This is a genomic window from Streptomyces sp. DH24 (assembly GCF_029813775.1).
GTDB lineage: Bacteria > Actinomycetota > Actinomycetes > Streptomycetales > Streptomycetaceae > Streptomyces.
On the sequence record NZ_JARVKW010000024.1, the window covers coordinates 1 to 24,530 of the forward strand.

Consider the following 24,530-nt stretch of genomic DNA (forward strand, 5'->3'; position numbering starts at 1 on the left):
TAGTGTTTCGGTGGTCATAGCGTAGGGGAAACGCCCGGTTACATTCCGAACCCGGAAGCTAAGCCTTACAGCGCCGATGGTACTGCAGGGGGGACCCTGTGGGAGAGTAGGACACCGCCGAACAATTTTTGAGAAAACCCCCGGCCGGGGATACCGGTCCGGGGGTTTTCTGCGTTTAGGGTCGGGTTATGCGCTATGACCTCGTCATTTTCGACAACGACGGTGTTCTCGTCGACAGCGAGCCGATATCCAACCGGCTGCTGGCCGCCTACCTCACCGAGATCGGCCACCCGACCTCGTACGAGGACTCCATCCGGGACTACATGGGGTCCGCGATGCACCGCGTCCACGACCTCGTGCACGAGCGCACCGGGCGGCGGTTGCCGGCCGACTTCGACGACGTTTTCCACGGGCGGGTGTTCGCGGCCTTCGAGCGGGAACTGGAGCCGGTCGTCGGGGCCGTCGACGTCCTCGCGAAGCTGGCGGCGGACGGGGTGCCGTACTGCGTGGCCTCCTCCGGGAGCCATGAGCGGATTCGGGTGGGGCATCGCAAGACCGGGCTGGACCGGTGGTTCGACGACGGGCGGATCTTCAGTTCGCAGGACGTGGGGCGGGGAAAGCCGGCGCCCGATCTCTTCCTGCACGCGGCCGAGCGGATGGGGGTCGCGCCCGAGCGGTGTGTCGTCATCGAGGACAGCCCGCTCGGTGTGCAGGCGGCCGTCGCCGCCGGGATGGACGTGTTCGGGTTCACCGCGATGACGCCCGCCGCGCGGCTGACGGGGGCCACGCGGTTCTTCTCCGACATGGGTGAGCTGCCCCACTTGCTCATGTGACCGGGGTGGGAAAGCGTTCGTGGCCCGGATCTACCCACGGGTAAACAGGGGTCCTACGCTCGCCGCCATGACTGATGCGCTGCGGCACGGCAGGGCCTCGTTTGCGTTCGCCTTCCTGGCGCAGGGCGTGGCCTTCGCGCTGCTCGTGACACGCATCCCCGCCATCCAGGACCGGTACGGCGTATCCGACGCGCTGCTGCCCGCGTTCCTGGCCGCGGTGCCGGTCCTCGCCGGTGTGGGCAGCGTCGCGACCGGGCGGACGGTCAGGCGCGTCCCGCCCAGTCGGGTGCTGCGCTGGTCCCAGCCCGTGGTGCTGCTGTCGCTCCTCGGTGTCGGCGCCGGCGACCGGATGGTCGTGCTGGGCGTCTCGCTCGCCGTGTTCGGGCTCGCCGTCGGTGCGCTGGACGCCTCGATGAACATGCTCGGGGTGCGGCTCCAGCGGGCGTACGGGCGGAGCATCATGCTCGGTTTCCACGCGGCCTACAGCCTGGGCGGAATCGTCGGTGCCTCGCTCGCCTGGGCCGGGGCGCACTGGCATCTCGCGCTGTGGGTGTCGTACCTGCCGGTGGTGCTGGTGCTGCTGCCGGCCGCGCTGGCCGGGAGCCGGTGGTACGTCGACGAGAACCCCGCACAGGCCGAGGGCCCCGCGCAGGCCGAGGGCCCCGCACAGGCCGAGGGCCCCGCACAGGCCGAGGGCCCCGCACAGGCCGAGGGCCCCGCACAGGCCGAGGGGCCCGTGCCGGCCGAAGGGGAGGCGGAGCCGGGGCCGGGCGGAACCGGCGTCGGGTTCGGGCTGCTGCTGCCGCTGTGTCTGGTGATGACCTGCGCGTACATCGGGGACTCGACCGTCTCCAACTGGAGCGCGAAGTACCTCCAGGACGTGCTCGGCGGTTCCGAGCAGCTGGCGACGGTGCCGTACAACGTGTACATGGTCACGACGCTGCTGGGGCGGGCGGTCGGGGACTTCGGGGTGCGGCGGTTCGGGGCGGTGACGGTCGTGCGGGCCGGGGCGCTGGTGGCGGCCGGCGGGTTCGCGGTCGTGGCGGCGGCGCCCGGGGCGTGGGTGGGGATGCTCGGGTTCACGCTGCTGGGACTGGGGCTGTGCGTACTGGTGCCGCAGACGTTCGCGGCGGCCGGACGGCTCGCCGCCGAACGGCACGGGCCGGGCGCCTCCGACGCGGCCGTGGCGCGGCTCAACGTCTTCAACTACGTGGGGTTCTGATCGGTTCGCCGTTGGTCGGGGCCCTCGGGGACCTGTGGAGCTATCGCGGGGCGATGCTGGTCCCGATGGTGTTGGTGCTGGTGACGCTCGTGTACGCCCGGTCGTTCGCTGCTCAACCGGACCGATACGGTGGCTGGCATGAGCGGCCGCGCACAACTGATGTGGGACGAGGCAGTCACGGGCTATGACTTCGGTCCGGGCCATCCGATGGACCCGGTCCGGCTCGCCCTGACCCGGCGACTGGTCGACGCCTTCGGGCTGGACCGCGAGGTGGAGGTGGTCGCGGCGAAGCCGGCGGGGGAGTCGACGCTGCGGCTCGTCCACCGGGAGGACTACATCGACGCGGTGCGCGCCGCGTCGCTGGACCCGGACGCGGCGGACCAGTCGTACGGGCTCGGCACGATGGATGATCCGGCCTTCGCCGGGATGCACGAGGTGTCCGCGCTGATCGCCGGGCAGTCGGTGGGGGCGGCGGAGGCGGTGTGGCGCGGTGAGGCGCTGCACGCCGTGAACTTCGCGGGCGGGCTGCACCACGCGATGCCCGGTGCCGCGTCCGGTTTCTGCGTCTACAACGACGCGTCGCTCGCCGTCGCGCGGCTGCTGGAGCTGGGGGCGGAGCGGGTCGCGTACGTCGATGTCGACGTGCACCACGGGGACGGTGTGCAGGCGGCGTTCTGGGAGGACCCCAGGGTGCTGACGATCTCGCTGCACGAGCATCCCGCGACGCTGTTCCCGCAGACGGGGTGGCCCGAGGAGACGGGCGGCGACGCGGCGGAGGGTTCGGCCGTGAACGTCGCGCTGCCGGCGGGGACCGGGGACGCGGGGTGGCTGCGGGCGTTCCACGCGGTCGTGCCGGAGCTGCTCGCGGACTTCCGGCCGCAGGTGCTCGTGACGCAGCACGGCGCCGACACGCACTTCGAGGACCCGCTGGCGCACCTGGCGGTGTCGCTGGACGCGCAGCGGGCCGTGCAGGTGGCGTGTCACGACCTGGCGCACGAGTACGCCGACGGGCGGTGGGTCGCGCTGGGCGGGGGCGGGTACGCCGTGGTGGACGTCGTGCCGCGGTCGTGGACGCACCTGGTGGCCATCGCGGCGGGTCGGCCCGTGGAGCCCACGGCGCTGATCCCGGAGGGCTGGCGGCAGGAAGTCTTCGCCAGGACACGGCAGTTGGGGCCGGCGCGGATGACGGACGGGCGGTGGCCGGTGTCCTTCGGCGAGTGGGAGGCGGGATACGACCCCGCGGACCGCCTGGACCAGGCCGTGCTGGCCACGCGGCGGGCGGCGTTTCCGCTGCGGGGGCTGCTGGCCTAGGCCCGCCGCAGACACGTCGGGCCCGCCCGCTCGCGCGGGGCCGTACGAAGTCGGCGGCGGCCGTTCGGCGTGGCAGGAGGCCCGCTCGCCCGCACGGGGTGCCGTACGCCGATCCGCCCGCCCGCGCTCGCGGGCACCCGCTCGGAAGCGGAAGCCCGAGCCCTCCGTGCGGTGCCGCACGCCGACCGTGGGGTGCCGCACGCCGACCGTGGGGTGCCGTACGCCGACCGTCGGGCGCGCTGTACGCGACCGTGGGGCGCGCTGTACGCCACCGCGCGGTGCTGTACGCCGACCGTGGGGTGTTCCGGTGATTCCGCCGCGGACCCGGTGGCCGTCCGGCACCATCTCCTTCGTGCTGACCCCCGACGCCCTGCGCGCGCATCTGCTCGATGCCCGGCTGGCCGGGGTCGTGGCGACCTTGCGGGAGGTCAGCCTGCGGAGATACCGGCTGTTCGCGGCCGGGGACCCCCGGGTGCTGATCGGGATCGATCCCGAGCGGTCGTGGAGGACCCGGGAACTGATCGAGTTGATGGCGGACAGGTGCGGGGTTTCGGCCGATCCGCGTCGGACTTCGGGCCATGACGTGATCGATCCGGATCGCACGCTGGCCGCCCTGGACGCCTTCGCCGACCGTCTGGCGGCAGCCGCCCGGCGCGGTGCGCCCGTGCTCCTCGGTACCGGACACCCGCATCGGCTGCTCGGCTTTTACGGCGGTCTCGCAGACGCCTTGTCGGCGGCGGGATGTACTGTCCTCACCCCGGCGCAGGGTCGCTGTGTCGACATAACGACCCGGTTCGGTCTACGTACCCACCACCTCGACTACGTCCGAGGGGTCGCGTTGCTACGGGAACCCGGAATTTCACGCCCCGGCGGTGAGCCGGGCGCACACACCCACTCGCCGCTGCCGGTTCGGCTCGCGCTGGCCGCGGCGGCCGAGGCCGGCGGGCCCCTGCCCGAGCTGGTGATCGGCGACCACGGCTGGGTCTGCGGGGCAGGTCAGCTGGGGTTCGAAGCGATCGGGCTGGCCGACGCGGACGACCCGGCGCCGTTCGTCGGCCAGGCCGAGGGCTCGGTGTCGGTCGTCGTTCCGCTTGACGACGGCGTGCGGTCCGAGCACTACGGCCCGCTCATCCGCTACGTACTCAATCGGGCATGTCTGTCACAGTAGTCCGCCGATAGGTGTACCTCTTCCCCACTCGCATCACCCGCCCCTACATTGGGGAGTGAGCACGCAGCGACGAAGAGTCACCGGAAGGGGAAGCCGGTGGCCGTCGAGTGCGGAAGGTTCAGGTGTGTCATGGCTGCAGCTGGCGAGAGGCCTCTGAACGAGGTTCAGTTCCTTACCGTGGCGGAAGTCGCCTCGGTGATGCGAGTGTCGAAGATGACCGTGTACCGCCTGGTGCACAGCGGTCATCTGCCCGCGATCCGGGTGGGGCGGTCCTTCCGCGTCCCGGAGCAAGCGGTTCACGAGTACCTCCGCGAGAGTTACGTGGGGGTGGAAACGGCCTGACGGCGGTCCCGGGGGAGGCCCCTCAGGGCACGTTCGGGTCTCTCCCGTCACCTCGATTACGACCTCGGCGCTCGGGCGGGTAGGCTAGCCCCTCGTAGGTCGTGTGGGCCCATGGCGCCCAACTACCGAGTGATGAGAAGTGAGCGAGGGTTAGTCGTGGGCTCTGTTATCAAGAAGCGGCGCAAGCGGATGGCGAAGAAGAAGCACCGCAAGCTGCTCAAGCGCACGCGCGTTCAGCGTCGCAACAAGAAGTAGTGACGCGGGTCGCTGCTCCGGTACGCGACGCCGACGCCGCAGAAGCGTGACCGTGGCCCCCCACCGCACCGGTGGGGGGCCACGTGCGTGTCCGGACTCGGCGAACGGCGTTCGTACGTCCGCACGGCGCGGGTACCCGGCCGGTCGTACGACTGCGGTGTTCCGGCGACTTCCCGCCGACTCGTCACGTCGGGCATCGGGAGGTCACCACAGCGCAACGGCGAGCGGCTAGGTTGGCCGTCACACGGGGAAAGCGGCAGGCCGCGAGCGGCGGAACGGCGAGGCGGAAGGAGGGCGCTGATCTTGGGAAAGATCGTGCTCGTGACCGGAGTGGCCCGTCAGCTGGGGGGCCGGTTCGTCCGACGGATCCAGCGTGACCCGGAGGTGGAGCGGGTCGTCGCCGTGGACGCGGTGCCACCCGAGCACCATCTGGGCGGCGCCGACTTCGTGCAGGCCGACATCCGGCAGCCCACCATCGCGCGGGTGCTCGCCGAGACGGGCGCCGACACGGTCGTCCACCTGGACGTCACGGGCACCCCGCTGGGCGGCGGCAGCCGGGCGTCGGTGAAGGAGACCAACGTCATCGGCACCATGCAACTGCTCGGCGCCTGCCAGAAGTCCCCGGCGGTGCGGCGTCTCGTGGTGAAGTCCAGTACGAACGTGTACGGCTCCGCGCCCCGCGACCCGGCCGTCTTCACCGAGACCACTCCGCCCAAGTCCCTGCCGAGCGGCGGATTCGCCAAGGACGCCGTGGAGGTCGAGGGGTATGTGCGGGGCTTCGCGCGGCGGCGGCCCGATGTCGCCGTGTGCGTGCTGCGGTTCGCGAACATCCTCGGGCCGACCGCGGAGACGCCGCTCGCCTCGTACTTCGCGCTGCCGGTCCTGCCGACCGTGCTCGGCTACGACCCCCGGCTGCAGTTCGTGCACGAGGACGACGTCATCGAGGTGCTGCGGATCGCCTCGCACGAACCGGCGCGCGGCACCCTCAACAGCGGGACCTTCAACATCGCCGGTGACGGCGTCCTGCTGCTGTCTCAGTGCGCCCGGCGCCTCGGACGGCCCACCGTGCCGCTGCTGCTTCCGGCGGTCACCTGGGCGGGCTCCCTGGTGCGTACGCTGGGCATGACGGACTTCTCGCCCGAGCAGATCCGGCTGCTGACCCACGGGCGGGTGGTGGCGACGGACCAGATGCGCGAGACGCTGGGATTCCGGCCGAAACACACGACCGCCGAAACCTTCACGGACTTCGCCCGCAGCCACGGTCCCGGGCTGCTGCCGCCGGACAAGGTCGCCGCGGCCGTCGACCGGATCGCCGCGCTGCCCCTCGCGGGCAGCGGTCACCTCCCGACGCAGAGCGCCAACTGAGGAGCGCAGCAACGATGGCGGACGCCAAGGTCATTCCGTTCGACGACGACCGGTCGCGTGGGAGCTCCGCGCAGCGCCCGGCGCGGCGCCGGAGCCCGGGGAGCCGGCGCAAGGGCACGGAGCCGGCGCCGGTCCGGGAGGTCCAGCCGCTGCCGGGCAGCGCGTCCGCGCAGGATGATGTCCCGGTGACCCGTGAGGAACAGCCCGAACAGCCGCGGCAGCCCGAGCAGGCGCCGGAGGAGAGCAGCGGCCTGGAGCGGCGCATCGCCGGCGGCCTCGCGTTCCTGCGGCGCCGTCTGACGGGTGACTACGAGGTCGACGACTTCGGTTACGACGCCGAACTCACCGACCAGGTGCTGATGTCCCTGCTGCGTCCGGTGTACGAGAAGTACTTCCGGGTGGAGGTGAAGGGCATCGAGAACATCCCGTCCGAGGGCGGGGCGCTGCTCGTCGCCAACCACTCCGGGACGCTCCCGCTGGACGGCCTGATGATGCAGGTCGCCGTGCACGACAACCACCCGGCCGGCCGTCATCTGCGGCTGCTCGCGGCGGACCTGGTGTTCATGCTGCCGGTGGTCAACGAGCTCGCCCGCAAGCTCGGTCACACCCTGGCGTGCGCCGAGGACGCCGAACGGCTGCTGGGCGACGGCGAGCTGGTCGGGGTGATGCCGGAGGGCTTCAAGGGCATCGGCAAGCCGTTCAGCGAGCGCTACAAGCTGCAACGTTTCGGCAGGGGCGGTTTCGTCTCCACGGCGCTTCGGCGGGGCGTGCCGATCGTGCCCTGCTCGATCGTCGGCGCCGAGGAGATCTACCCGATGATCGGCAACGCCAAGACGCTGGCGCGGGTGCTGGGCATTCCGTACTTCCCGATCACGCCGACGTTCCCGTGGCTCGGACCGCTGGGTGCGGTGCCGTTGCCGACGAAGTGGACGATCCAGTTCGGCGAGCCGATCCCGACGGACGGCTATCCGCCGGAGGCGGCCGAGGACCCGATGCTGATGTTCAACCTGACCGACCAGGTCAGGGAGCAGATCCAGCACACCCTGTACAAGCTGCTGGTGCAGCGCCGGTCGGTGTTCTTCTAGGGCCCGTTCGCGTACGACGACGGGGGCGCCCCTTCCGGAGAGGGCGCCCCCGTCGTCGTACCGCCGGAGTCGTTACTCGTCGTCCTCGCTGTCGATGCCGAGGCCGGGCAGCAGGCCCGGGAGGAGCGGCGGGACCGTGACGTCCGGCTCGCCGGCGGGCGGTTGGCTCGTGGACGGCGTCGAGGCACCGGTGTCCTTCGGCGGGTCGAGCAGTCCGCCGGTGTTGCCGCCGAGCAGGCCGTCGTGCTCGCCGGCGTCGGCCGGCTTGCTGGGGCTGCTGCTGGAGCCGGGGTCGCCGCTTCCGGTGCCGGGCGCGGTGCCGCCGCCCGGGTCGGCGCCGTCGGTGGGCGCTTTGCCGGTGCCCGGCCGCTCGTCCGTGTCGCCGTGGGCCGGGGGTTGCGGGAGGAGGGGCCGTAGCGGCTCGACGTCTTCGTCTATGGCGTCGAACACCGAGGACACCTCCTCGCTGACGTCGCCCAGCTGGACGGGCAGTTTGTCGCGGATGACGCCCCAGGTCCTGCGCTGCGACTCCGAGAAGGAGGAGAGGGCCTGGATCGGGCCGAGGGAGTCGGGGTCGCGCTCGTACACCGCGGCGAGCAGTCGGTGGCCCTCGGAGGCGTCGTAGCGCATGCCGGACAGGGTGTGGCGGATCTCGCCGAGGGTCTCGTGGTCGAGCGGTCCGCCCCGGCCCCGGTCGAGCAGCCGGCGCGTCTCGTTGAGCCGGGTGGAGGCCTGGTCGAGGTGGGCCCGGCCGCGCTCGGCGTCGTCCCCGGCGAGGCCGAGTTTGAAGTCCTCGATGCCGCGCTTCAGCCCGTAGAGGGAGTCACCGGGGAGGGCGTCGGAACTGGCAGCGGCGACTCCGCCGAAGGCGCTCGCCGCCACACCCACGCTGAGCCCGCCGGCGGTGAGGCCCTTGGCCAGCCGCGTCCGCGGCCGGAACTTCTTCAGCGGGGTCGCCCGGTGAGCGCCCCGGGCCCGGGAGGAGCGCTGCCCGGGCAATGAAGGGTCCGCTGCCTCGCCCTCCTGGAGCATGGCCTCCATGGCGGCCACCAGCTGGGCCCGCTGGACGACCTTGACCTCGGGGTCCAGCTCCGGTTTGGGCAGCGCGCCGAGGCCGGCGGCGAGGGACAGCATGCGTCCCTGCTCCGTCGGTTCGGCGGCGGCCGGTTCCGGAGGGGCCGGTGCCGGTTCTTCGGACTGTTCGGCCGCCGTACCCCGCTCGGACTCTTCCTCCAGGGCCTGGGCGAAGGCGTTCGCCCGCCGGTGCGCCGATACGTTCGCGATCACTGGCGGCACCTCCTCTCGTCAAGACGGTCGACTCCCCAGGGGGTCCTGAGGGTTGCACACCTTGAGCACATCCACACGATCGAGTGATCGGAGTCGGTCAGGGGGTGACCACAGGGAGCCTGCATCCCGCACAACGAGCGGCTCGGCACTTGGGTTACGGACGGCGGATGAACCGATCGGAAAGTCAACCGACTTTCACGGGCTGTTGGTTGGCTGTAGCGGAACGTATCGTTCAGCGGGCGTCGTCCGGCAGGAGTCGCGCGAGGGTGCGGACGGCCCGGTACTGGAGGGTCTTGATGGCGCCCTCGTTCTTGCCCATCACGCGGGCGGTCTCGGCGACGGACAGCCCCTGGAGGAAGCGGAGCGTCACGCACTCCTGCTGCTGGGGGTTGAGCCGTCGTACCGCGTCGAGCAGTGCGGCGTTGGAGAGGGACTCCAGGACGGAGTCCTCGGGCGACCGCTCGACCTCGTTGGCGTCGAGCATCTCGCCGGTGGTGACCTCCAGCCGGAAGCGGCTGGACTTGAAGTGGTCGGCGACGAGGTTGCGGGCGATGGTCACGAGCCAGGCGCCGAAGTCACGCCCCTGCCAGGTGAACGTCCCGATCCTGCGCAGGGCGCGCAGAAAGGTCTCGCTCGTCAGGTCCTCGGCGGTCGCCTTGCCGCCCACCCGGTAGTAGATGTACCGGTACACGGTGTCGCTGTACTGGTCGTAGAGGCGTCCGAAGGCTTCGGCCTCGCCGGCCTGGGCGCGCTCGACGAGGTCCATCATCCGGGCGCTGTCGCTGTCCGCGGCGGGGCGGCGGGCAGTGGTGGCGCCGGTCGAGCGCCCTCGTCTGCCGACGGCGGCGCTGCCGTCGGCGAGCGCGTAGCACGGGCCGGCGGGTGCGGTGGCAACGGCAAGGGCGGGGACGGCGTACGCGGTGGGGACGAAGCCGCGCAACAGGTCCTGGACCGTTGCGCGCAGCGTAGCCAGGCCCGAGGCGTCAACCCCGACGTGTGGGTACACGGGACTCCCAGAGGCAGAGCTTCCATCACGTGCAGTGCGGGACCATTCACCCGTCGTAGCGACGGACGGGTACCGGATTGCGTCTGAGGAGAATAACGCTTCGTACAGGCGCTGCTACGCCCAGTTGCTCAAATCATCGATTACGTCGCTTCAGTAACCGATTGACGGTCGATCACCTGTCACAAAGTGATCAGTTGCTGATCGGAATGGTCCGTATTCAGGTTGCGTACGGCGCGGGTTGTGGCCGTGTACGGGCAAGGGGACTGGACAGGAGGGTGGCGGGGTACGTCAGTTGGATTGGGGGCGGTCCGTGAGACGCCCGGGCGTTGCGGCCCGCCTGCCGCCCCCTGGTCTACCGCCGGCGCCGGTGCAGGGCGATCGCCGCCGCCGTGCCGCCCGCGACCGCGCCGACGCCGGCCGCCGCCGGGATGCCGACCTTGGCCGCCTTGCGGCCCGTGCGGTAGTCGCGCAGCCGCCAGTCCAGGCGGCGGGCGTGCTTGCGCAGTTTGGCGTCGGGGTTGATCGCGTAGGGGTGGCCGACCAGGGACAGCATCGGGATGTCGTTGTGCGAGTCGCTGTAGGCGGCGCAGCGGGACAGGTCCAGGCCCTCCGCCGCGGCGAGCGCGCGCACCGCCTCCGCCTTCGCCGGGCCGTGCAGCGGTTCGCCGACGAGCCGGCCCGTGTAGACCCCGTCGACCGACTCGGCGACCGTGCCGAGCGCGCCGGTCAGGCCGAGGCGGCGGGCGATGACCGTGGCGATCTCCACCGGGGCGGCCGTGACCAGCCACACCTTCTGGCCCGCGTCCAGGTGGGCCTGCGCGAGGGCGCGGGTGCCCGGCCAGATCCGCTCGGCCATGTACTCGTCGTAGATCTCCTCGCCGATCGACTGGAGCTCGGCGACGCGGTGGCCCTTGACGATGGAGAGCGCCGACTCGCGGGCCTCCTGCATGTGTTCGGGGTCCTCGACGCCGGCCAGCCGGAACCACGCCTGCTGCCAGGCGAACCGGGCCAGGTCGCGGGTCTCGAAGAACTTCCGCTTGTGCAGGCCGCGTCCGAAGTGGAACAGCGCGGCGCCCTGCATGACGGTGTTGTCCAGGTCGAAGAAGGCGGCGGCGCGGTCGTCGCCGTGGACCGGGAACTCCGGTTCCTCGCCGGACACGTCCTGGGTGGTTTTGCGGGCGGCCTCCGCCGAGGCCTCGCCTGCCAACACGCTCCGCGCCGTGGCGGAGCGCCTACGGGGAGTGAGCCATCCGAGAGCGGCCATGACCGTGAGCATAGCCAGTTTGTTCGGTCCTTCCGGAGTCGAGAGGTTTGAAGGCCGTGAACTCTCCACGACCGTGTTGTTAAACCAGGGCGCGGGCCAAGGGCTCGGCCGGGCCGCGCCACGGCGGGACAATGGCTCGTATGAGTGCCCTCTTCCGCCGAACGGCCGCCCGGCCCCCGCAGGACCGGCTCGTCACCCTGATCCGCAAGCCCGGCTGCCACCTGTGCGACGACGCGCAGACCGTCATCGAGAAGGTGTGCGCCGACCTGGGCGTGCCCTGGGAGCAGAAGGACATCTCCCAGGACCGTGAACTGCACGACAAGTACTGGGAGCAGATCCCCGTCGTCCTGGTGGATGGCGAGCAGCACACCTTCTGGCGCGTGAACGAGCAGCGGCTGCGCAGGGCGCTGACCGAGTAGTCCAACTGGTCCGGAAAGTGACTTAGGATCGATGGCGTCTTGGTCTCGGGGGCGGGGATCGTAGAGGAGAGTGTGCGGTTTTGCCCCCGATAAGCGAGGAACGACGCTGCGTACGCGTCAGTTCCCTCTCGGTGCTCCGGGGTCGCGTGAGCCCGGTCACGTTGGCCGGGCAAATCGGACACCATCTTTGTGCACGCGTTCACAAAGACATAGCCTGCTTCCGACGGGGCGGTCTGGGGACGTGTGACCGCCTGCAGCCCCGCTCTACCCGCAGGAGCACCGTGGCAACTGGCCGAACTCACCGACCGGCGACCCGTAGCCGAGGGATTCCCGAGGCCACCGTCGCCCGGCTTCCGCTGTACCTCCGCGCTCTGACCGCGCTCTCGGAGCGCTCGGTGCCCACGGTCTCCTCCGAGGAGCTCGCGGCCGCCGCCGGCGTCAACTCCGCGAAGCTGCGCAAGGACTTCTCGTACCTCGGCTCGTACGGGACGCGGGGCGTCGGCTACGACGTCGAGTATCTCGTCTACCAGATCTCCCGCGAACTGGGCCTGACCCAGGACTGGCCGGTCGTGATCGTCGGTATCGGCAACCTCGGCGCCGCGCTGGCCAACTACGGCGGTTTCGCCTCCCGCGGTTTCCGGGTCGCGGCCCTCATCGACGCCGATGCCGCGATGGCCGGAAAGCCCGTGGCCGGGATCCCCGTCCAGCACACCGACGAGCTGGAGAGGATCATCTCGGACAACGGCGTGTCCATCGGCGTCATCGCGACGCCCGCCGGTGCCGCCCAGCAGGTCTGCGACCGGCTCGTGGCCGCCGGTGTCACCTCCATCCTGAACTTCGCGCCGACCGTGCTGTCCGTCCCCGACGGCGTCGACGTGCGCAAGGTCGACCTCTCCATCGAGCTGCAGATCCTCGCCTTCCACGAGCAGCGCAAGGCGGGCGAGGAAGCCGCCGCCGAGGCCGCCGCCGTCCCGGCCGCCGCCACGCGCGACGAGTCCGCCGACCAGGGACCCGACGGGGACGTACCCGCCGTGATGCCGGCATGAGTCTCCTCGTCGTCGGGCTGAGCCACCGCAGCGCCCCGGTCAGCGTCCTGGAGCGGGCCTCGCTGAGCACGGACGCCCAGGTCAAGCTCCTGCAGGACACGGTCGCCGCCGAACCGGCCACCGAGGCCGCCGTGCTGGCCACCTGCAACCGCATCGAGCTGTACGCCGACGTGGACAAGTTCCACGCCGGTGTCGCCGAGCTGTCCACGCTGCTCGCCCAGCACAGCGGGGTCGGCCTGGAGGAGCTCACTCCCTATCTCTACGTGCACTACGAGGACCGGGCCGTCCACCACCTGTTCTCGGTGGCCTGCGGGCTGGACTCGATGGTCGTCGGCGAGGGCCAGATCCTCGGCCAGATCAAGGACTCCCTGGCCAAGGCCCAGGACCTGCACACCGCCGGGCGGCTCCTCAACGACCTGTTCCAGCAGGCCCTGCGCGTCGGCAAGCGGGCCCACTCCGAGACCGGCATCGACCGCGCCGGACAGTCGCTGGTCACCTTCGGCCTGGAGCAGCTGGCGCAGGGCACGGCCGTCGAGCAGTGGGCGCGCGGCAAGAAGGCCGTCGTGATCGGCGCCGGGTCCATGTCGTCGCTGGCCGCCGCCACGCTGGCGCGGGCCGGGGTCGCCGAGATCGTCGTCGCCAACCGCACGCAGGAGCGCGCCGAGCGGCTCGCCCGGGTCCTCACCGAGGGCGACGACACGGACGTACGCGCGCGCGCCGTGCCCATGGACCGCGTCGCCGGTGAACTGACACGTGCCGACCTCGCCGTGTCCTGCACCGGCGCGACCGGCCTGGTGCTGACGGCCGAGTCGGTCGCCGCCGCCGTCGAGGGCCGCACCGGCCGGACCGCGGGCGACCTCGCCGACGAGACGGCCGCCCCGGAGGGCGGCGCCGCCGCGGGCATACGGAGGCCGGCCGACGCGCAGACGCCGCTGCCACCCGCCGGCGTCGGCGCCGAGGACGGCTGCCCCCTCGACCTGTCCGCCGTGCAGCCCGGGTTCTCCCTCATGGGGGAGACCGCCGTGGCCGGCATGGACGCCGCCACGCTGGAGCAGCACGCCGCCTGGGCCGCCGGCGGCGCCGTGGACCGCCGCGAGCAGGCCCGCGAGTCCGACGCCGAGCTGATCAGCGCGCTCGCCGCGACCGCCGCGACCGTCGGCCGCATCCCGGAGCGGCGCCGGCCCGAACCGGTCGCCGGCATCCCCCGGCCCGAGCCCGTGCTCTTCCTCCTCGACCTCGCCATGCCGCGCGACATCGACGCCGCCGCGCACCGGCTGCCCGGCGTGCGGCTGGTCGACATCGAGTCGCTCGCCGATGCCTCCGCGGACGCCCCGATGGCGGCCGACGTCGACCAGGTCCGGCGTATCGTTTCCGACGAGGTGGCGGCCTTCGGGGCGGCGCTGCGGGCCGCGCACATCACGCCGACCGTCGTGGCGCTGCGCACCATGGCCGCCGACGTCGTCGCCAACGAGATCGCCCGGCTGGAGGGACGGCTGCCCGCCCTCGACGACAAGCACCGCGCCGAGATCACGCAGACCGTCAAGCGCGTCGTGGACAAGCTGCTGCACGCGCCGACCGTCCGGGTCAAGCAGCTCGCGGCGGAACCCGGCGGTGCCGGGTACGCCGACGCGCTGCGCACCCTGTTCGACCTCGACCCCGAGACGGTGGCCGCCGTCTCCCGCGCCGAGGGCGGTACCGAGAAGACCGACCAGTACGACCAGCAGGACCAGAACGACCAGAACGCCAAGAACCGAGGGCCAGCATGAGTGACAAGGCACTACGGCTCGGGACCAGGCGGAGCAAGCTCGCCATGGCCCAGTCCGGGCAGGTCGCGGACGCCGTGAGCCAGGTGACCGGACGGCCCGTCGAGCTCGTCGAGATCACCACGTACGGAGACACGTCCCGCGAGCACCTCGCGCAGATCGGCGGCACGGGCGTCTTCGTGACCGCCCTGCGCGACGCGCTGACCAGGGGTGAGGTCGACTTCGCGGTGCACTCCCTGAAGGACCTGCCGACCACGCAGCCCGAGGAACTCGTGCTGGCCGCCGTGCCGGTGCGCGAGGACCCGCGCGACGTGATCGTGGCCAGGGACGCGCTGAAGTTCACCGACCTGCCGCGCGGGGCGCGGATCGGCACCGGCTCGCCGCGCCGCATGGCGCAGCTGAACGCGTACGCCCGGTCCCACGGGCTGGACATCGAGACGGTCCCGATCCGGGGCAACGTCGACACGCGCATCGGGTTCGTGCGGGACGGGGAGCTCGACGCGGTCGTGCTGGCCGCCGCCGGGCTGAACCGGATCGGCCGGATCGACGAGGTGACCGACTTCCTGTCGGTCGACACGGTTCTGCCCGCCCCCGGCCAGGGGGCTCTGGCGATCGAGTGCGCCGCGGACAACGCGGATCTCATCGCCGCGCTCGCCGAGCTCGACGACCCGTTCACGCGGGTCGCCGTGACCGCCGAGCGGTCACTGCTCGCCGCCCTGGAGGCAGGTTGCAGCGCCCCTGTCGGCGCGCTGGCCGACCTTCCCCCACTCTCGGCTCCGCTCGAGCGGGGGGACCCCCGTGCCGACGGGCAGATTGTCAAGGAAATGCGCCTGCGTGGTGTTGTCGGCACGACCGACGGTGCCACGATGGTGCAGCTGTCCACCACCGGTCCCGTGCCCCAGACGCACGACCAGGCGGCAGCACTCGGTCGCGAACTCGCCACCGGGATGCTGGCCCAGGGCGCGGCCGGTCTGATGGGGGAGCGAGCACAGTGAGCCCCACCACCCTTCCCGCCGGTCCCGAACACGGGCACGTCACCTTCCTCGGTGCCGGACCCGGAGATCCGGGACTGCTGACCCTGCGCGCCGTCGAGGCGCTGGCGAACGCGGACGTACTCGTCGCCGAGCACGAGGTGCTCGACGTGGTGCGCCTGCACGCCAGGCAGGGCGTCGCCGAGGTGCACACGGACGCGGACGCCCCGGCGGACGAATCCGGCGCCGCCGGTTCTTCCGTGAAGGCCGGTCCGGGCACGGGCACGCCTCAGCTGACGGTTGTTGACGGTTCGTCAACAACCGTTGGGGGCCCCGCGTCGCGGGATGCCGCACATCTTGTCATGGAGGCCGCGCGGGGCGGCAGGCGGGTCGTGCGTGCGGTGTCCGGTGACCCCGGGCTCGACGCGTACGCCGCCGAGGAGATGCTGGCATGCGCCGCCGCCGGGGTGCCCTTCGAGGTGGTCCCCGGTATCGCGGCGGCCGTCGGCGTGCCCGCGTACGCCGGTGTGCCGCTGCGGGACGCGCAGGGCACCGATGTGCGGTTCGTGGACGCGCGCACCGCGTCGGACCGGTGCTGGACCGAGGTCGGCGCCTCCGACGGCACGGTCGTCGTCTCCACGACGCTGGACTCGGTGGCCGCCGCGGCCGGTGAGCTGGTCACGGCGGGCCGCAAGCCGGACACGCCGCTGACGGTCACCGTCGCCGGTACGACGACCCGGCAGCGGACCTGGACGGCGACGCTCGGCACGATCGCGCAGACGCTGAAGCAGGCCAAGGTGCTGCCGTCCCCGGAGGGCGGGCGACCGGTGATAGCCGTGGTCGGTGAGCGTTTCGCCGCGGCTCAGCGCGAGCAGCTCTCGTGGTTCGAGAACAAGCCGCTGTTCGGCTGGAAGGTTCTCGTGCCGCGCACCAAGGAGCAGGCGGCGTCGCTCTCCGACCAGTTGCGCTCGTACGGGGCCGTGCCGCACGAGGTGCCGACGATCGCCGTCGAACCCCCGCGCACGCCCCAGCAGATGGAACGGGCCGTCAAGGGCCTGGTGACCGGCCGCTACGAGTGGATCGCGTTCACGTCGGTCAACGCGGTCAAGGCGGTCCGGGAGAAGTTCGAGGAGTACGGCCTGGACGCGCGCGCCTTCGCGGGCATCAAGGTCGCGGCGGTGGGCGAGCAGACCGCGAAGGCGCTGATCGCCTTCGGGGTGAAGCCGGACCTCGTGCCGAGCGGCGAGCAGTCGGCGGCGGGTCTCCTGGAGGACTGGCCGCCCTACGACCCGGTCTTCGACCCGATCGACCGCGTCTTCCTGCCGCGCGCCGACATCGCCACGGAGACCCTGGTCGCCGGGCTGATCGAGCTGGGCTGGGAGGTGGACGACGTCACCGCCTACCGCACGGTGCGGGCGTCGCCGCCGCCGGCGGAGACCCGGGAGGCGATCAAGGGCGGCGGCTTCGACGCGGTGCTGTTCACGTCGTCCTCGACGGTCCGCAACCTGGTGGGCATCGCGGGCAAGCCGCACAACGTGACGGTCATCGCCTGCATCGGCCCGGCGACGGCCAAGACGGCCGAGGAGCACGGCCTGCGGGTCGACGTGATGGCTCCCGAGCCGTCGGTCCACAAGCTGGCGGAGGCCCTGGCGGACTTCGGCCGCCGCCGCCGCGCCGCGGCGGTGGAGGCCGGCGACCCGGTGACACGGCCGAGCGAGCGGCGGCCGGGGGCGCGGAGGCGGCGGTCTACGACCTGAGCCGTCCGGCGGCCACGTGAGGTCGTACGCGTGAGGTGGTGGCGGGGTGCGCGGTGACGGCGCACCCCGCCACTGCTCGTTGTGGTCCGGGGGCGACGATCGGCCTGGTCCTGGCGAACCCGCCCTTCGGCAAGAAGTCGTCGATCACCGTCCACGGCGACGACGGTTCCGCCGCCCGCGAGGCGATCGCCTACGAGCGCCGTGACTTCTGGGTCACCACGACCAACAAGCAGCTCAACTTCGTCCAGCACATCGCCTCGCTGCTGGAGATCCACGGCCGGGCTGCGGTCGTCGTCCCGGACAACGTCCTCTTCCTACGACTTCCGTACGGCCCAGCACTTCACCCTCAAGCAGAACCCGCTCACCCGGGCCCACCTCGATGACTTCGTGCAGTGCTACAACGCCGACGACCGTTCCCAGCGCGTCGAGACGGAGCGCTTCAAGGCGTACACGTACTGGCCGCCGAGATCGTCGAGGACCTCCAGGCCGCGCTGGAGGAGTTCGCCGCGATCGCGGAGACCTTGCAGCAGGCCCGGGGGGAGGGCGTGGCGGGGGAAGTGACTCCGGTCGCCGACTGACACGTAGACGTGGCCTGCACCCGAGATCAAGGGCGCGGGCCACGTTCGTTTACTCCGTCAGCGCTCGACTGCGTACGGCAGGAAGGTCGCCCATGCGGTGGGGGGGAGGGTGAGACGGGGGCCGTTCGGGACCTTGGAGTCGCGGACGAGGACGTGGGCAGGGGCGGTGGCCACCTCGACGCAGTCGGGGCCCTCGTCCGTGCTGTAGCTGCTCTTTATCCAAACCAAGTTGGCTTCGGCGTAGGGCTTGAGGGTCATGTCTCTCCAAGCACTTTCTCGATGAGGGCCATCGACTCTCGTGGGCTGAGAGCCTGCGCTCGGATGGTCCCATAACGAATGTCGAGGAGCTGCACTTCCTTCGGGTCAGCGATCACGCGGCTGATGTGCTGCACCTCTACATGTCCGACCGTGGTGCCGTCCTTGAGCCTGAGCAGCCTGAACGACCCAGCGAGACCTGAGTTCTCCTCGTGGCTCAGGGGGAGCACCTGAAGGTCGACGTTGGGGAACTTGGCGACCTCCAACAGTCGTTCGAGCTGTTCACGCATGACTGTCCTGCCCCCGATGGGCCGACGGAGTGTCGACTCACACTGGACAAAATTGAAGAGAGGGCGAGCCGTCGTGTCGCTGACGATCTCCTGACGCGCCACGCGGGCTGACAACCGCTGTTCGAGCTCCTCTGCCGTAAAGGTCGGTCGGCGAGCGCTGAACACTGCTCGTGCGTAACTGCTGATCTGCAACAGCCCGTGGACAACGGAGTTGTTGTAGGCGCACAGCTCAACGGCCTCCGCCTCCAACTTCTTCAAGTCCCGTACCTTCTTCGGGTACCGGGCTTCCGCCACGTCCTGCTTGAGCGCCGCGATCTTCCCGCCCGCCCCCAACACCTCGTCCGCCGCGTCCAGATACTCCGGCCGGGGAATCCGCCGTCCCCGCTCCACGCAGGAGACCAGTTCCTCCCCGTATCCGATGGCTGCCCCGAACTCCGCCTGCGTAAGGCCGGCCGCCTCCCGCCACAGCTTCAGCTGCCGTGTGACCGTGCGCATCACGGCCCCAGCCTCTTCGTCGTCCAGCCCCGCTTCCCACCCGCTCATGCTCGCCGCCCTCCCGTCGTGCGCCCTTCCCCGGACCAACTCCGGCCGCCCGCGCCCGGTCACCCCGGGCAGCCCGTACAGAACCGGACACCTCACGGACAGCCACCGGCCGTACGAGCTGTCCGCCTTCACACAGTACGCGCGTGTGAACACACTGAGTGACGTGAATCCGGAACGCCACACCACCGAGAAGGGCACCGCATGACGACGCTCACCCCCAAGACCCCCTGGGCGCTGCGCCTGGTCACCGACCGGCTGCCGGTCGGGCCGCCGTCGTACGCGACGGTGACGCTCGACCCCGTCACGCAGACCGCCCGCTACACCGACGCCGCCGGGCGGCCGGTCGAGATGGGCAGGCACGGGACGTCGAGGACGACCGGTACCGCCTCCGTGTCCGGGGGCGGCGACGGGAACGGGCCGCAGCCCCAGACGCAGGACGACAGCACCACCGACTACGAGTCGGACTGACCGGGTGGCCTCCACCGTCCTGGTCGTCACCGCGCTGGAGGACGTCACCGCGGATCTGGTCGTCGCCGCGTTGAACGAGCGCGAGGTGCCCGTCGTCCGCGTCGACCCCGCCGACGTCGGGCCCGCCCTGACGTTCGGCTTCCGCATCGACGCGGACCGTCCGGCGTGGAGCGGGCGGCTGCGTACGGCGAGCCGGGAGGTGGAGCCGGGGGAGGTGGCGGCGGTGTACTACCGCCGCCCCACTCCCTACGGCGCCCGGTTCGCGCATCTTCCCCGGCAGCAGAGGGACTTCGCCGCCGCCGAGGCGCGGCACGGGCTCGGCGGCGTGCTGAACGATCTGTCCGGCGCCCGGTACGTCAACCACCCGGCGGCGGTGGCCCGTGCGGAGTCCAAGCCCGCCCAGCTCCGCAGGTTCGCCCGGCTCGGGCTGAGGATTCCTCCGACGCTGATCACCAACGACCCCAAGGCGGCGCGGGAGTTCGCCGCCGAGCGCGGCCCCGTCGTCTGCAAGACGTTCCGCGGCCTGCCCGCCGGCGACGACGGGCACGCCGGGACGATCTGGACCCAGCGGATCGACCCGGGGACCTTCGACGACACGCTCACCGTGACCGCCCACCTGTTCCAGGCCGAGATAGCCAAGACCGGTGACGTACGCGTCACCGTGGTCGGCCGTCGTGTCTTCGCCCAGCAGGTCGCCGCACCCGACGGCGCGCTGGACTGGCGCCAAGGCGACTGGGGCGCCCTGCTCCACGCGCCCATCATCGTGCCGCCGCCCGTCGAGGCGGCGCTGCACGCCTACCTCGCCTCGTTCGGCCTGGTCTTCGGCTGCTTCGACTTCGCGCTCACCGGTGACGGGGACGACCCGGAACACTGGACGGCGATCGAGTGCAACCCGAACGGCCAGTGGGGCTGGCTTCCCGACGCCGAGGACATCACCGAGGCGTTCGCCGATCTCCTCACCGTGGAAAGGAAGGGCCGTTCATGACGATGCCCGTCGACCTCGAAACCGATGCCGCGCGGCTGCGCGCGATCATGGCGGAGGACCTTGCCGCACGCGGGGTGCTGGACGATCCGGCCTGGCGGGCGGCGGTGGAGACGGTGCCCCGGCACCGGTTCGTGCCCGGTTTCTACCTGCCCGCCGGCGAAAGTGACGGGCAGGGGCTCACTGTGTGGCAGCCCGTCACCGCCGCACTCGACCGCGGGCGCTGGCTGGCCGCCGCGTACTCCGACACCACGCTCATCACGCAGTTCGACGGCGACGAACCCGACTGGGAGCACCCGGCCGAGCGCCACGGAGGGGCCCCGACCTCGTCCTCCACGCTGCCGTCCCTCGTCCTGCGGATGTGGGCCGACGCCGACGTCCGGGAGGGGCACGCGGTGCTGGAGATCGGCACGGGAACGGGGTACTCGACCGCGCTCGCCTGCGAACGCCTCGGATCGGCCGGTGTGACGAGCATCGAGGTGGACCCGCACCGGCTGGAGCGAGCGGCGAGCGCGCTGCACGGCTGCGGTTACGCACCCACCCTCGCGGTCGCGGACGGGCTCTACGGGTACTGGCCCGAGGCCCCGTTCGACCGGATCGTCGCCGCCTGTTCCTTCCGCGCCGTGCCTCCGGCCCTGGTCGCCCAGACCCGGCCGGGCGGCAAGATCCTGCTGACGCTCTCGGGCTGGCTCTACGGGTACGCCCGCGTCCTGCTCACCGTCGCCGGGGACGGCACCGCCGAGGGGCGGCTGCTGGGCGGCACGGTCTCCTTCATGTCGGCGCGTACGCACGCGGCGCCGGCCTTCGGCAACCCCACCCACTGGGCGGCCGGGCTGCCGGGAAGGCCGCGGGTCGCCCGGCACGCTCCCGAGCGGATCACCGCCGCGACCGAGGAAGCCTTCCACCTGCGCTTCCTCGTGCAGAGCGCCGTGCCTGACGCGCAACTGACCACCGTCGGAGACGTCGTGCACCTGGTCGACGTGGTCACCGGGTCGGCCGCCATGCTGGCCCCGGACGGCGACGGCGGCTGGCGGGTGCGGGAGGGCGGGCAGGTGCGGCTGTGGGAGGGCGTCGAGCGCCTCATCGACGTCTACGACGCGGCCGGAGGGCCAGGACCGGAGACCTTCACCCTGTGCGTCCACGACGGCGGACAGCACCTGCGGCAACCGCAGGTGCCCTGCCTGCCGCTGCCGTCGCCCTGAGGGGGCGAGACCTCCGCCGCCCGCCGCACCCGGGCAGCCCGGACGGGACCGGACACGCCACGGACACCCATCGGTCGCACGGGTCAGCCGCCTTCACAGCAGGAACGCGACCCAACACGCTGAGTGACGTGAATCAGGAAATCGCCGCACCGCGGACCCCGCTCCACCAGTTCACCGTGCCGCTCTCCGCCACCCGGCGGGGTGCCCGTCTCGCCCGCCTGCTCGCTGCTGAGCAACTGCGTTCTTGGCAGGTGCCGTCGGACCCGGCCCGGCTGATCGTCGCCGAGCTCGCCGCGAACGCCGTCACGCACGGCCGGGTCCCCGGGCGGGACTTCCGGCTCGGCCTCGCCGTCACAGCGCCGCCCGCCACGTTGCGTATCGAGGTCACGGACACCCGGGGCGAACGGCTGCCCGTGCGGACGGCTGCCAGGTCGGCAGGCGCGGAGTCCGGTTACGGGTTGTTGCTCGTCGCGGAACTGGCGGACCGTTGGGGAGTGCGATCCGGGCCGGTGCCGTGCAAGACCGTGTGGGCGGAGCTCGATCTCCAGGCCCGCCGGTGACCTGCGGCCGGCGGGTCCCTGCCGGCCGGGGCCGCATGCCGGGCCGCGCAAAGCCCCTTCCGGGTACCCCGCGTCCCCGACGCGCAGTCGGCAAATCGGGTGCCGGCGCGGGCGTAGCGTAGAAGGCATGACGAAGTACGGATCCTTCCCGGGTACGCGGCCCCGGCGGCTGCGCACCACGCCCGCCCTGCGCCGCATGGTCGCCGAGACCCGCCTGCATCCGGCCGACTTCATCCTGCCCGCGTTCGTGCGGGAGGGCGTCGCCGAGCCGGTGCCGGTCTCGGCCATGCCGGGCGTGGTGCAGCACACCCGGGACAGCCTGAAGAAGGCCGCCGCGGAGGCCGTCGAGGCCGGGGTCTCCGGGATCATGCTGTTCGGCGTGCCGGACGACGCGAACAAGGACGCCCTCGGCACCGCCGGGACCGACCCGGACGGCATCCTCCAGGTCGCCCTGCGGGACGTCCGCGCCGAGGTCGGCGACGACCTGATCATCATGTCCGACCTGTGCCTGGACGAGTTCACCGACCACGGCCACTGCGGTGTCCTGGACGAGCAGGGCCGCGTGGACAACGACGCCACCCTGGAGCGGTACGCCGAGATGGCGCAGGTGCAGGCCGACGCGGGCGCGCACGTCGTCGGGCCGAGCGGCATGATGGACGGCCAGATCGGCGTGGTCCGTGACGCGCTCGACCAGATCGGGCGGGAGGACGTGTCGATCCTCGCCTACACCGTGAAGTACTCCTCCGCGTTCTACGGCCCCTTCCGCGAGGCCGTCGGTTCGTCCCTGCAGGGCGACCGCAAGACCTACCAGCAGGACCCGGCGAACGCCCGGGAGTCGCTGCGGGAGCTCGCCCTCGACCTGGAGGAGGGCGCCGACATGGTCATGGTGAAGCCGGCCGGGCCCTACCTCGACATCCTGGCGCGGGTCGCGGACGCCGTGGACGTGCCGGTGGCGGCGTACCAGATCTCCGGCGAGTACGCGATGATCGAGGCCGCCGCCGAGAAGGGCTGGGTCGACCGGGACCGGGCCATCATGGAGGCGCTGACCGGCATCAAGCGGGCCGGGGCGCGAAACATCCTGACGTACTGGGCGACGGAGGTCGCGCAGAAGCTGCGGTAGAGGCCGGTGGTGGAGCCGCCTTCCGGGGGCGGCGTCCACATCCCGGAAATCCGGGTGTAGAGCGCAGCTATTTCTCTAGGGTGCGGGGAACGCCGTCGTCCCCGAGGAGCGCCCCAGTGACCGTCGCCGAGCCCGCCCCCGTCCCTGCCGCCGCTCAGGTCCACGCCCCCGCGCCCGCCCCCGTGCCGTCCCTCGCCGCGCGGGTGCGGTCCGTCGGGGGGTCTCCCGTGCGGGACATCCTCGCCGTCACCGCCCGCCCCGAGGTGATCAACTTCGCGGGCGGGCTCCCGGCACCGGAACTCTTCGACGCCGAGGCCATCGCCGCCGCCTACCAGGCCGTGCTGACCGGCTCGCCCGCCCGGGCCCTCCAGTACGCCACCACCGAGGGCGAGCCGGCGCTGCGTGCCGCGCTCGCCGCGCGCACCTCCGTGCGGGGCCTGCCGACCGACCCCGACGACATCCTCGTCACCACCGGTTCCCAGCAGGCGCTGTCCCTCCTCGCCACCGCCCTGATCGAACCCGGCGACACCGTCCTCGTCGAAAACCCCTGCTATCTCGCGGCACTTCAGGCCTTCGGCCTCGCGGGCGCACGCGTCCTGGCCGTGCCCGGCGACGCGGACGGCGTCGACCCGGCCGCCCTGGAACGCCTTGTCGTCCGCGAACGGCCCAAGCTGTTCTACACGGTCCCCACCTTCCAGAACCCCACCGGCCGCACGATGCCCGCCGACCGCCGCGCCGCCGTGGCCGCCGTCGCCGCCCGGCGCGGGGTGTGGATCGTCGAGGACGACCCGTACGGCGAACTGCGCTTCGAGGGCGAGCGCGTGCCGTGGATCGCGTCCTACGCCGACGCCCGCGACCGCACCGTGCTCCTCGGCTCCTTCTCCAAGGTCATGGCACCGGGGCTGCGACTCGGCTGGCTGCGGGCGCCCGCCGGGCTGCGTCGCGCCTGCGCCGTGGCCAAGCAGGCCGCGGACCTGCACACCCCGACCGTCAACCAGCTCGCCGCCGCACGGTACTTGGCCGACAACGACCTCGACGCCCATGTCGCCCGCGTCGCCGCCGCCTACGGCGCTCGCCGCGACGCCATGCTCGCCGGCCTCGCCGACGCGCTCCCCGAGGGCTCGGTCTGGGACCGTCCCGAGGGCGGCATGTTCCTGTGGGCGCGGCTGCCCGACGGCCACGACACGACGGCGCTGCTTCCCGAGGTCGTCCGGCACGACGTGGCCTACGTCCCCGGCGCGCCCTTCTACGCGGGCGAGCCCGACCGCGCCACGCTGCGGGTGTGCTTCGTCACGCAGACCCCGGACGAGATCGCGGAGGGGCTGCGGAGGCTGGGGGAGGCGATGAGGGGCCGGAGCGGGCGTGGGAACTGAACCGGCCCGTCCGGCAGTCCTCTTCCGTGGACGAGGACGGACTCACCGCCGAGCGGAGCGGGGTA

At 71.9% G+C, this 24,530-nt stretch carries 25 protein-coding genes and 1 rRNA gene; 21 read left to right on the forward strand and 5 right to left on the reverse strand.

Annotation, left to right across the window (positions count from 1 at the left end):
* Positions 1–6 precede the first annotated feature (6 nt).
* The 9 genes from rrf (at position 7) to QC282_RS19950 (ending at position 7,581) form a co-directional block, all read left to right on the forward strand.
* A 5S ribosomal RNA gene (gene rrf / locus QC282_RS19910) occupies positions 7–123 on the forward strand.
* Between the two features lie 65 nt (positions 124–188).
* Positions 189–833 (forward strand): HAD family hydrolase, encoded by a 645-nt coding sequence (locus QC282_RS19915; protein WP_279550860.1) that lies wholly within the window; start codon positions 189–191, stop codon positions 831–833.
* A gap of 67 nt (positions 834–900) precedes the next feature.
* On the forward strand, positions 901–2,055 hold the full coding sequence (locus tag QC282_RS19920) for an MFS transporter (protein WP_279550861.1): 1,155 nt from the start codon (positions 901–903) through the stop codon (positions 2,053–2,055).
* 138 nt (positions 2,056–2,193) lie between these two features.
* The gene (locus QC282_RS19925) at positions 2,194–3,366 is read left to right on the forward strand and encodes an acetoin utilization protein AcuC (protein ID WP_279550862.1); all 1,173 of its coding nucleotides are present in this window, start codon (positions 2,194–2,196) and stop codon (positions 3,364–3,366) included.
* Between the two features lie 352 nt (positions 3,367–3,718).
* Positions 3,719–4,534: a phosphatase gene (locus tag QC282_RS19930; RefSeq protein ID WP_279550863.1), complete on the forward strand. Its 816-nt coding sequence runs from the start codon at positions 3,719–3,721 to the stop codon at positions 4,532–4,534.
* 129 nt (positions 4,535–4,663) lie between these two features.
* Complete coding sequence (locus tag QC282_RS19935) at positions 4,664–4,876, forward strand: helix-turn-helix domain-containing protein (RefSeq protein ID WP_004984898.1); 213 nt, start codon at positions 4,664–4,666, stop codon at positions 4,874–4,876.
* Positions 4,877–5,032: 156 nt separating this feature from the next.
* Complete coding sequence (locus tag QC282_RS19940) at positions 5,033–5,131, forward strand: AURKAIP1/COX24 domain-containing protein (protein ID WP_003948845.1); 99 nt, start codon at positions 5,033–5,035, stop codon at positions 5,129–5,131.
* A 303-nt stretch (positions 5,132–5,434) separates the two neighbouring features.
* Complete coding sequence (locus QC282_RS19945; RefSeq protein WP_279550865.1) at positions 5,435–6,496, forward strand: NAD-dependent epimerase/dehydratase family protein; 1,062 nt, start codon at positions 5,435–5,437, stop codon at positions 6,494–6,496.
* Positions 6,497–6,510: 14 nt separating this feature from the next.
* Positions 6,511–7,581, forward strand: a complete 1,071-nt coding sequence (locus QC282_RS19950) for a lysophospholipid acyltransferase family protein (protein ID WP_279550866.1) — start codon at positions 6,511–6,513, stop codon at positions 7,579–7,581.
* Positions 7,582–7,653: 72 nt separating this feature from the next.
* Here QC282_RS19950 and QC282_RS19955 read toward each other — a convergent pair whose 3' ends face one another.
* From QC282_RS19955 to QC282_RS19965, 3 genes are all read right to left on the reverse strand, one after another.
* On the reverse strand, positions 7,654–8,868 hold the full coding sequence (locus QC282_RS19955) for a DUF5667 domain-containing protein (protein WP_279550867.1): 1,215 nt from the start codon (positions 8,866–8,868) through the stop codon (positions 7,654–7,656).
* 232 nt (positions 8,869–9,100) lie between these two features.
* Positions 9,101–9,874: an ECF subfamily RNA polymerase sigma factor, BldN family gene (locus tag QC282_RS19960; protein ID WP_279550868.1), complete on the reverse strand. Its 774-nt coding sequence runs from the start codon at positions 9,872–9,874 to the stop codon at positions 9,101–9,103.
* Between the two features lie 352 nt (positions 9,875–10,226).
* Positions 10,227–11,138 (reverse strand): HAD-IB family hydrolase, encoded by a 912-nt coding sequence (locus QC282_RS19965; RefSeq protein ID WP_279550869.1) that lies wholly within the window; start codon positions 11,136–11,138, stop codon positions 10,227–10,229.
* Positions 11,139–11,278: 140 nt separating this feature from the next.
* Between QC282_RS19965 and QC282_RS19970 the strand changes: the two genes are divergently transcribed.
* The 6 genes from QC282_RS19970 to QC282_RS19995 all read left to right on the forward strand — a co-directional run bounded on the left by QC282_RS19970 (position 11,279) and on the right by QC282_RS19995 (position 17,477).
* Positions 11,279–11,557, forward strand: coding sequence for a glutaredoxin family protein (locus QC282_RS19970; protein ID WP_279550870.1), 279 nt, complete (start codon positions 11,279–11,281; stop codon positions 11,555–11,557).
* A 281-nt stretch (positions 11,558–11,838) separates the two neighbouring features.
* Positions 11,839–12,603, forward strand: coding sequence for a redox-sensing transcriptional repressor Rex (locus QC282_RS19975; protein WP_279550871.1), 765 nt, complete (start codon positions 11,839–11,841; stop codon positions 12,601–12,603).
* Positions 12,600–14,369 (forward strand): glutamyl-tRNA reductase, encoded by a 1,770-nt coding sequence (locus tag QC282_RS19980; RefSeq protein ID WP_279550872.1) that lies wholly within the window; start codon positions 12,600–12,602, stop codon positions 14,367–14,369. Before QC282_RS19975 ends, QC282_RS19980 begins: the two co-directional genes overlap by 4 nt.
* Complete coding sequence (hemC, locus tag QC282_RS19985; protein ID WP_279550873.1) at positions 14,366–15,361, forward strand: hydroxymethylbilane synthase; 996 nt, start codon at positions 14,366–14,368, stop codon at positions 15,359–15,361. Before QC282_RS19980 ends, hemC begins: the two co-directional genes overlap by 4 nt.
* Complete coding sequence (locus QC282_RS19990; protein WP_279550875.1) at positions 15,358–17,094, forward strand: bifunctional uroporphyrinogen-III C-methyltransferase/uroporphyrinogen-III synthase; 1,737 nt, start codon at positions 15,358–15,360, stop codon at positions 17,092–17,094. Before hemC ends, QC282_RS19990 begins: the two co-directional genes overlap by 4 nt.
* A 53-nt stretch (positions 17,095–17,147) precedes the next feature.
* Positions 17,148–17,477, forward strand: a complete 330-nt coding sequence (locus QC282_RS19995) for an N-6 DNA methylase (protein ID WP_279550876.1) — start codon at positions 17,148–17,150, stop codon at positions 17,475–17,477.
* 252 nt (positions 17,478–17,729) lie between these two features.
* Here the strand turns inward: QC282_RS19995 and QC282_RS20000 are convergent, their stop codons facing one another.
* Together QC282_RS20000 and QC282_RS20005 are read right to left on the reverse strand one after the other, a co-directional pair.
* Entirely contained in the window at positions 17,730–17,930 is a 201-nt protein-coding gene (locus QC282_RS20000) for a DUF397 domain-containing protein (protein WP_279550877.1), read from the reverse strand.
* The gene (locus QC282_RS20005; RefSeq protein ID WP_279550878.1) at positions 17,927–18,760 is read right to left on the reverse strand and encodes a helix-turn-helix transcriptional regulator; all 834 of its coding nucleotides are present in this window, start codon (positions 18,758–18,760) and stop codon (positions 17,927–17,929) included. The genes QC282_RS20000 and QC282_RS20005 overlap by 4 nt, the downstream gene beginning before the upstream one ends.
* Positions 18,761–18,961: 201 nt before the next feature.
* On the opposite strand from QC282_RS20005, the gene QC282_RS20010 reads away from it, so the two are divergent.
* The 6 genes from QC282_RS20010 (at position 18,962) to QC282_RS20035 (ending at position 24,465) form a co-directional block, all read left to right on the forward strand.
* Complete coding sequence (locus QC282_RS20010) at positions 18,962–19,228, forward strand: putative ATP-grasp-modified RiPP (RefSeq protein ID WP_279550879.1); 267 nt, start codon at positions 18,962–18,964, stop codon at positions 19,226–19,228.
* A 4-nt stretch (positions 19,229–19,232) separates the two neighbouring features.
* Entirely contained in the window at positions 19,233–20,213 is a 981-nt protein-coding gene (tgmB, locus tag QC282_RS20015) for an ATP-grasp ribosomal peptide maturase (protein ID WP_279550880.1), read from the forward strand.
* Positions 20,210–21,412 carry an ATP-grasp peptide maturase system methyltransferase gene (tgmC, locus tag QC282_RS20020; RefSeq protein WP_279550881.1) on the forward strand — a complete coding sequence of 401 codons (1,203 nt, stop codon included), beginning with the start codon at positions 20,210–20,212 and terminating at the stop codon, positions 21,410–21,412. Before tgmB ends, tgmC begins: the two co-directional genes overlap by 4 nt.
* 128 nt (positions 21,413–21,540) lie before the next feature.
* Positions 21,541–21,972 (forward strand): ATP-binding protein, encoded by a 432-nt coding sequence (locus QC282_RS20025; protein ID WP_279550882.1) that lies wholly within the window; start codon positions 21,541–21,543, stop codon positions 21,970–21,972.
* A gap of 127 nt (positions 21,973–22,099) precedes the next feature.
* Positions 22,100–23,092 carry a porphobilinogen synthase gene (hemB, locus tag QC282_RS20030; RefSeq protein ID WP_279550883.1) on the forward strand — a complete coding sequence of 331 codons (993 nt, stop codon included), beginning with the start codon at positions 22,100–22,102 and terminating at the stop codon, positions 23,090–23,092.
* 182 nt (positions 23,093–23,274) lie between these two features.
* On the forward strand, positions 23,275–24,465 hold the full coding sequence (locus QC282_RS20035; RefSeq protein ID WP_279550954.1) for a PLP-dependent aminotransferase family protein: 1,191 nt from the start codon (positions 23,275–23,277) through the stop codon (positions 24,463–24,465).
* Positions 24,466–24,530 lie beyond the last annotated feature (65 nt).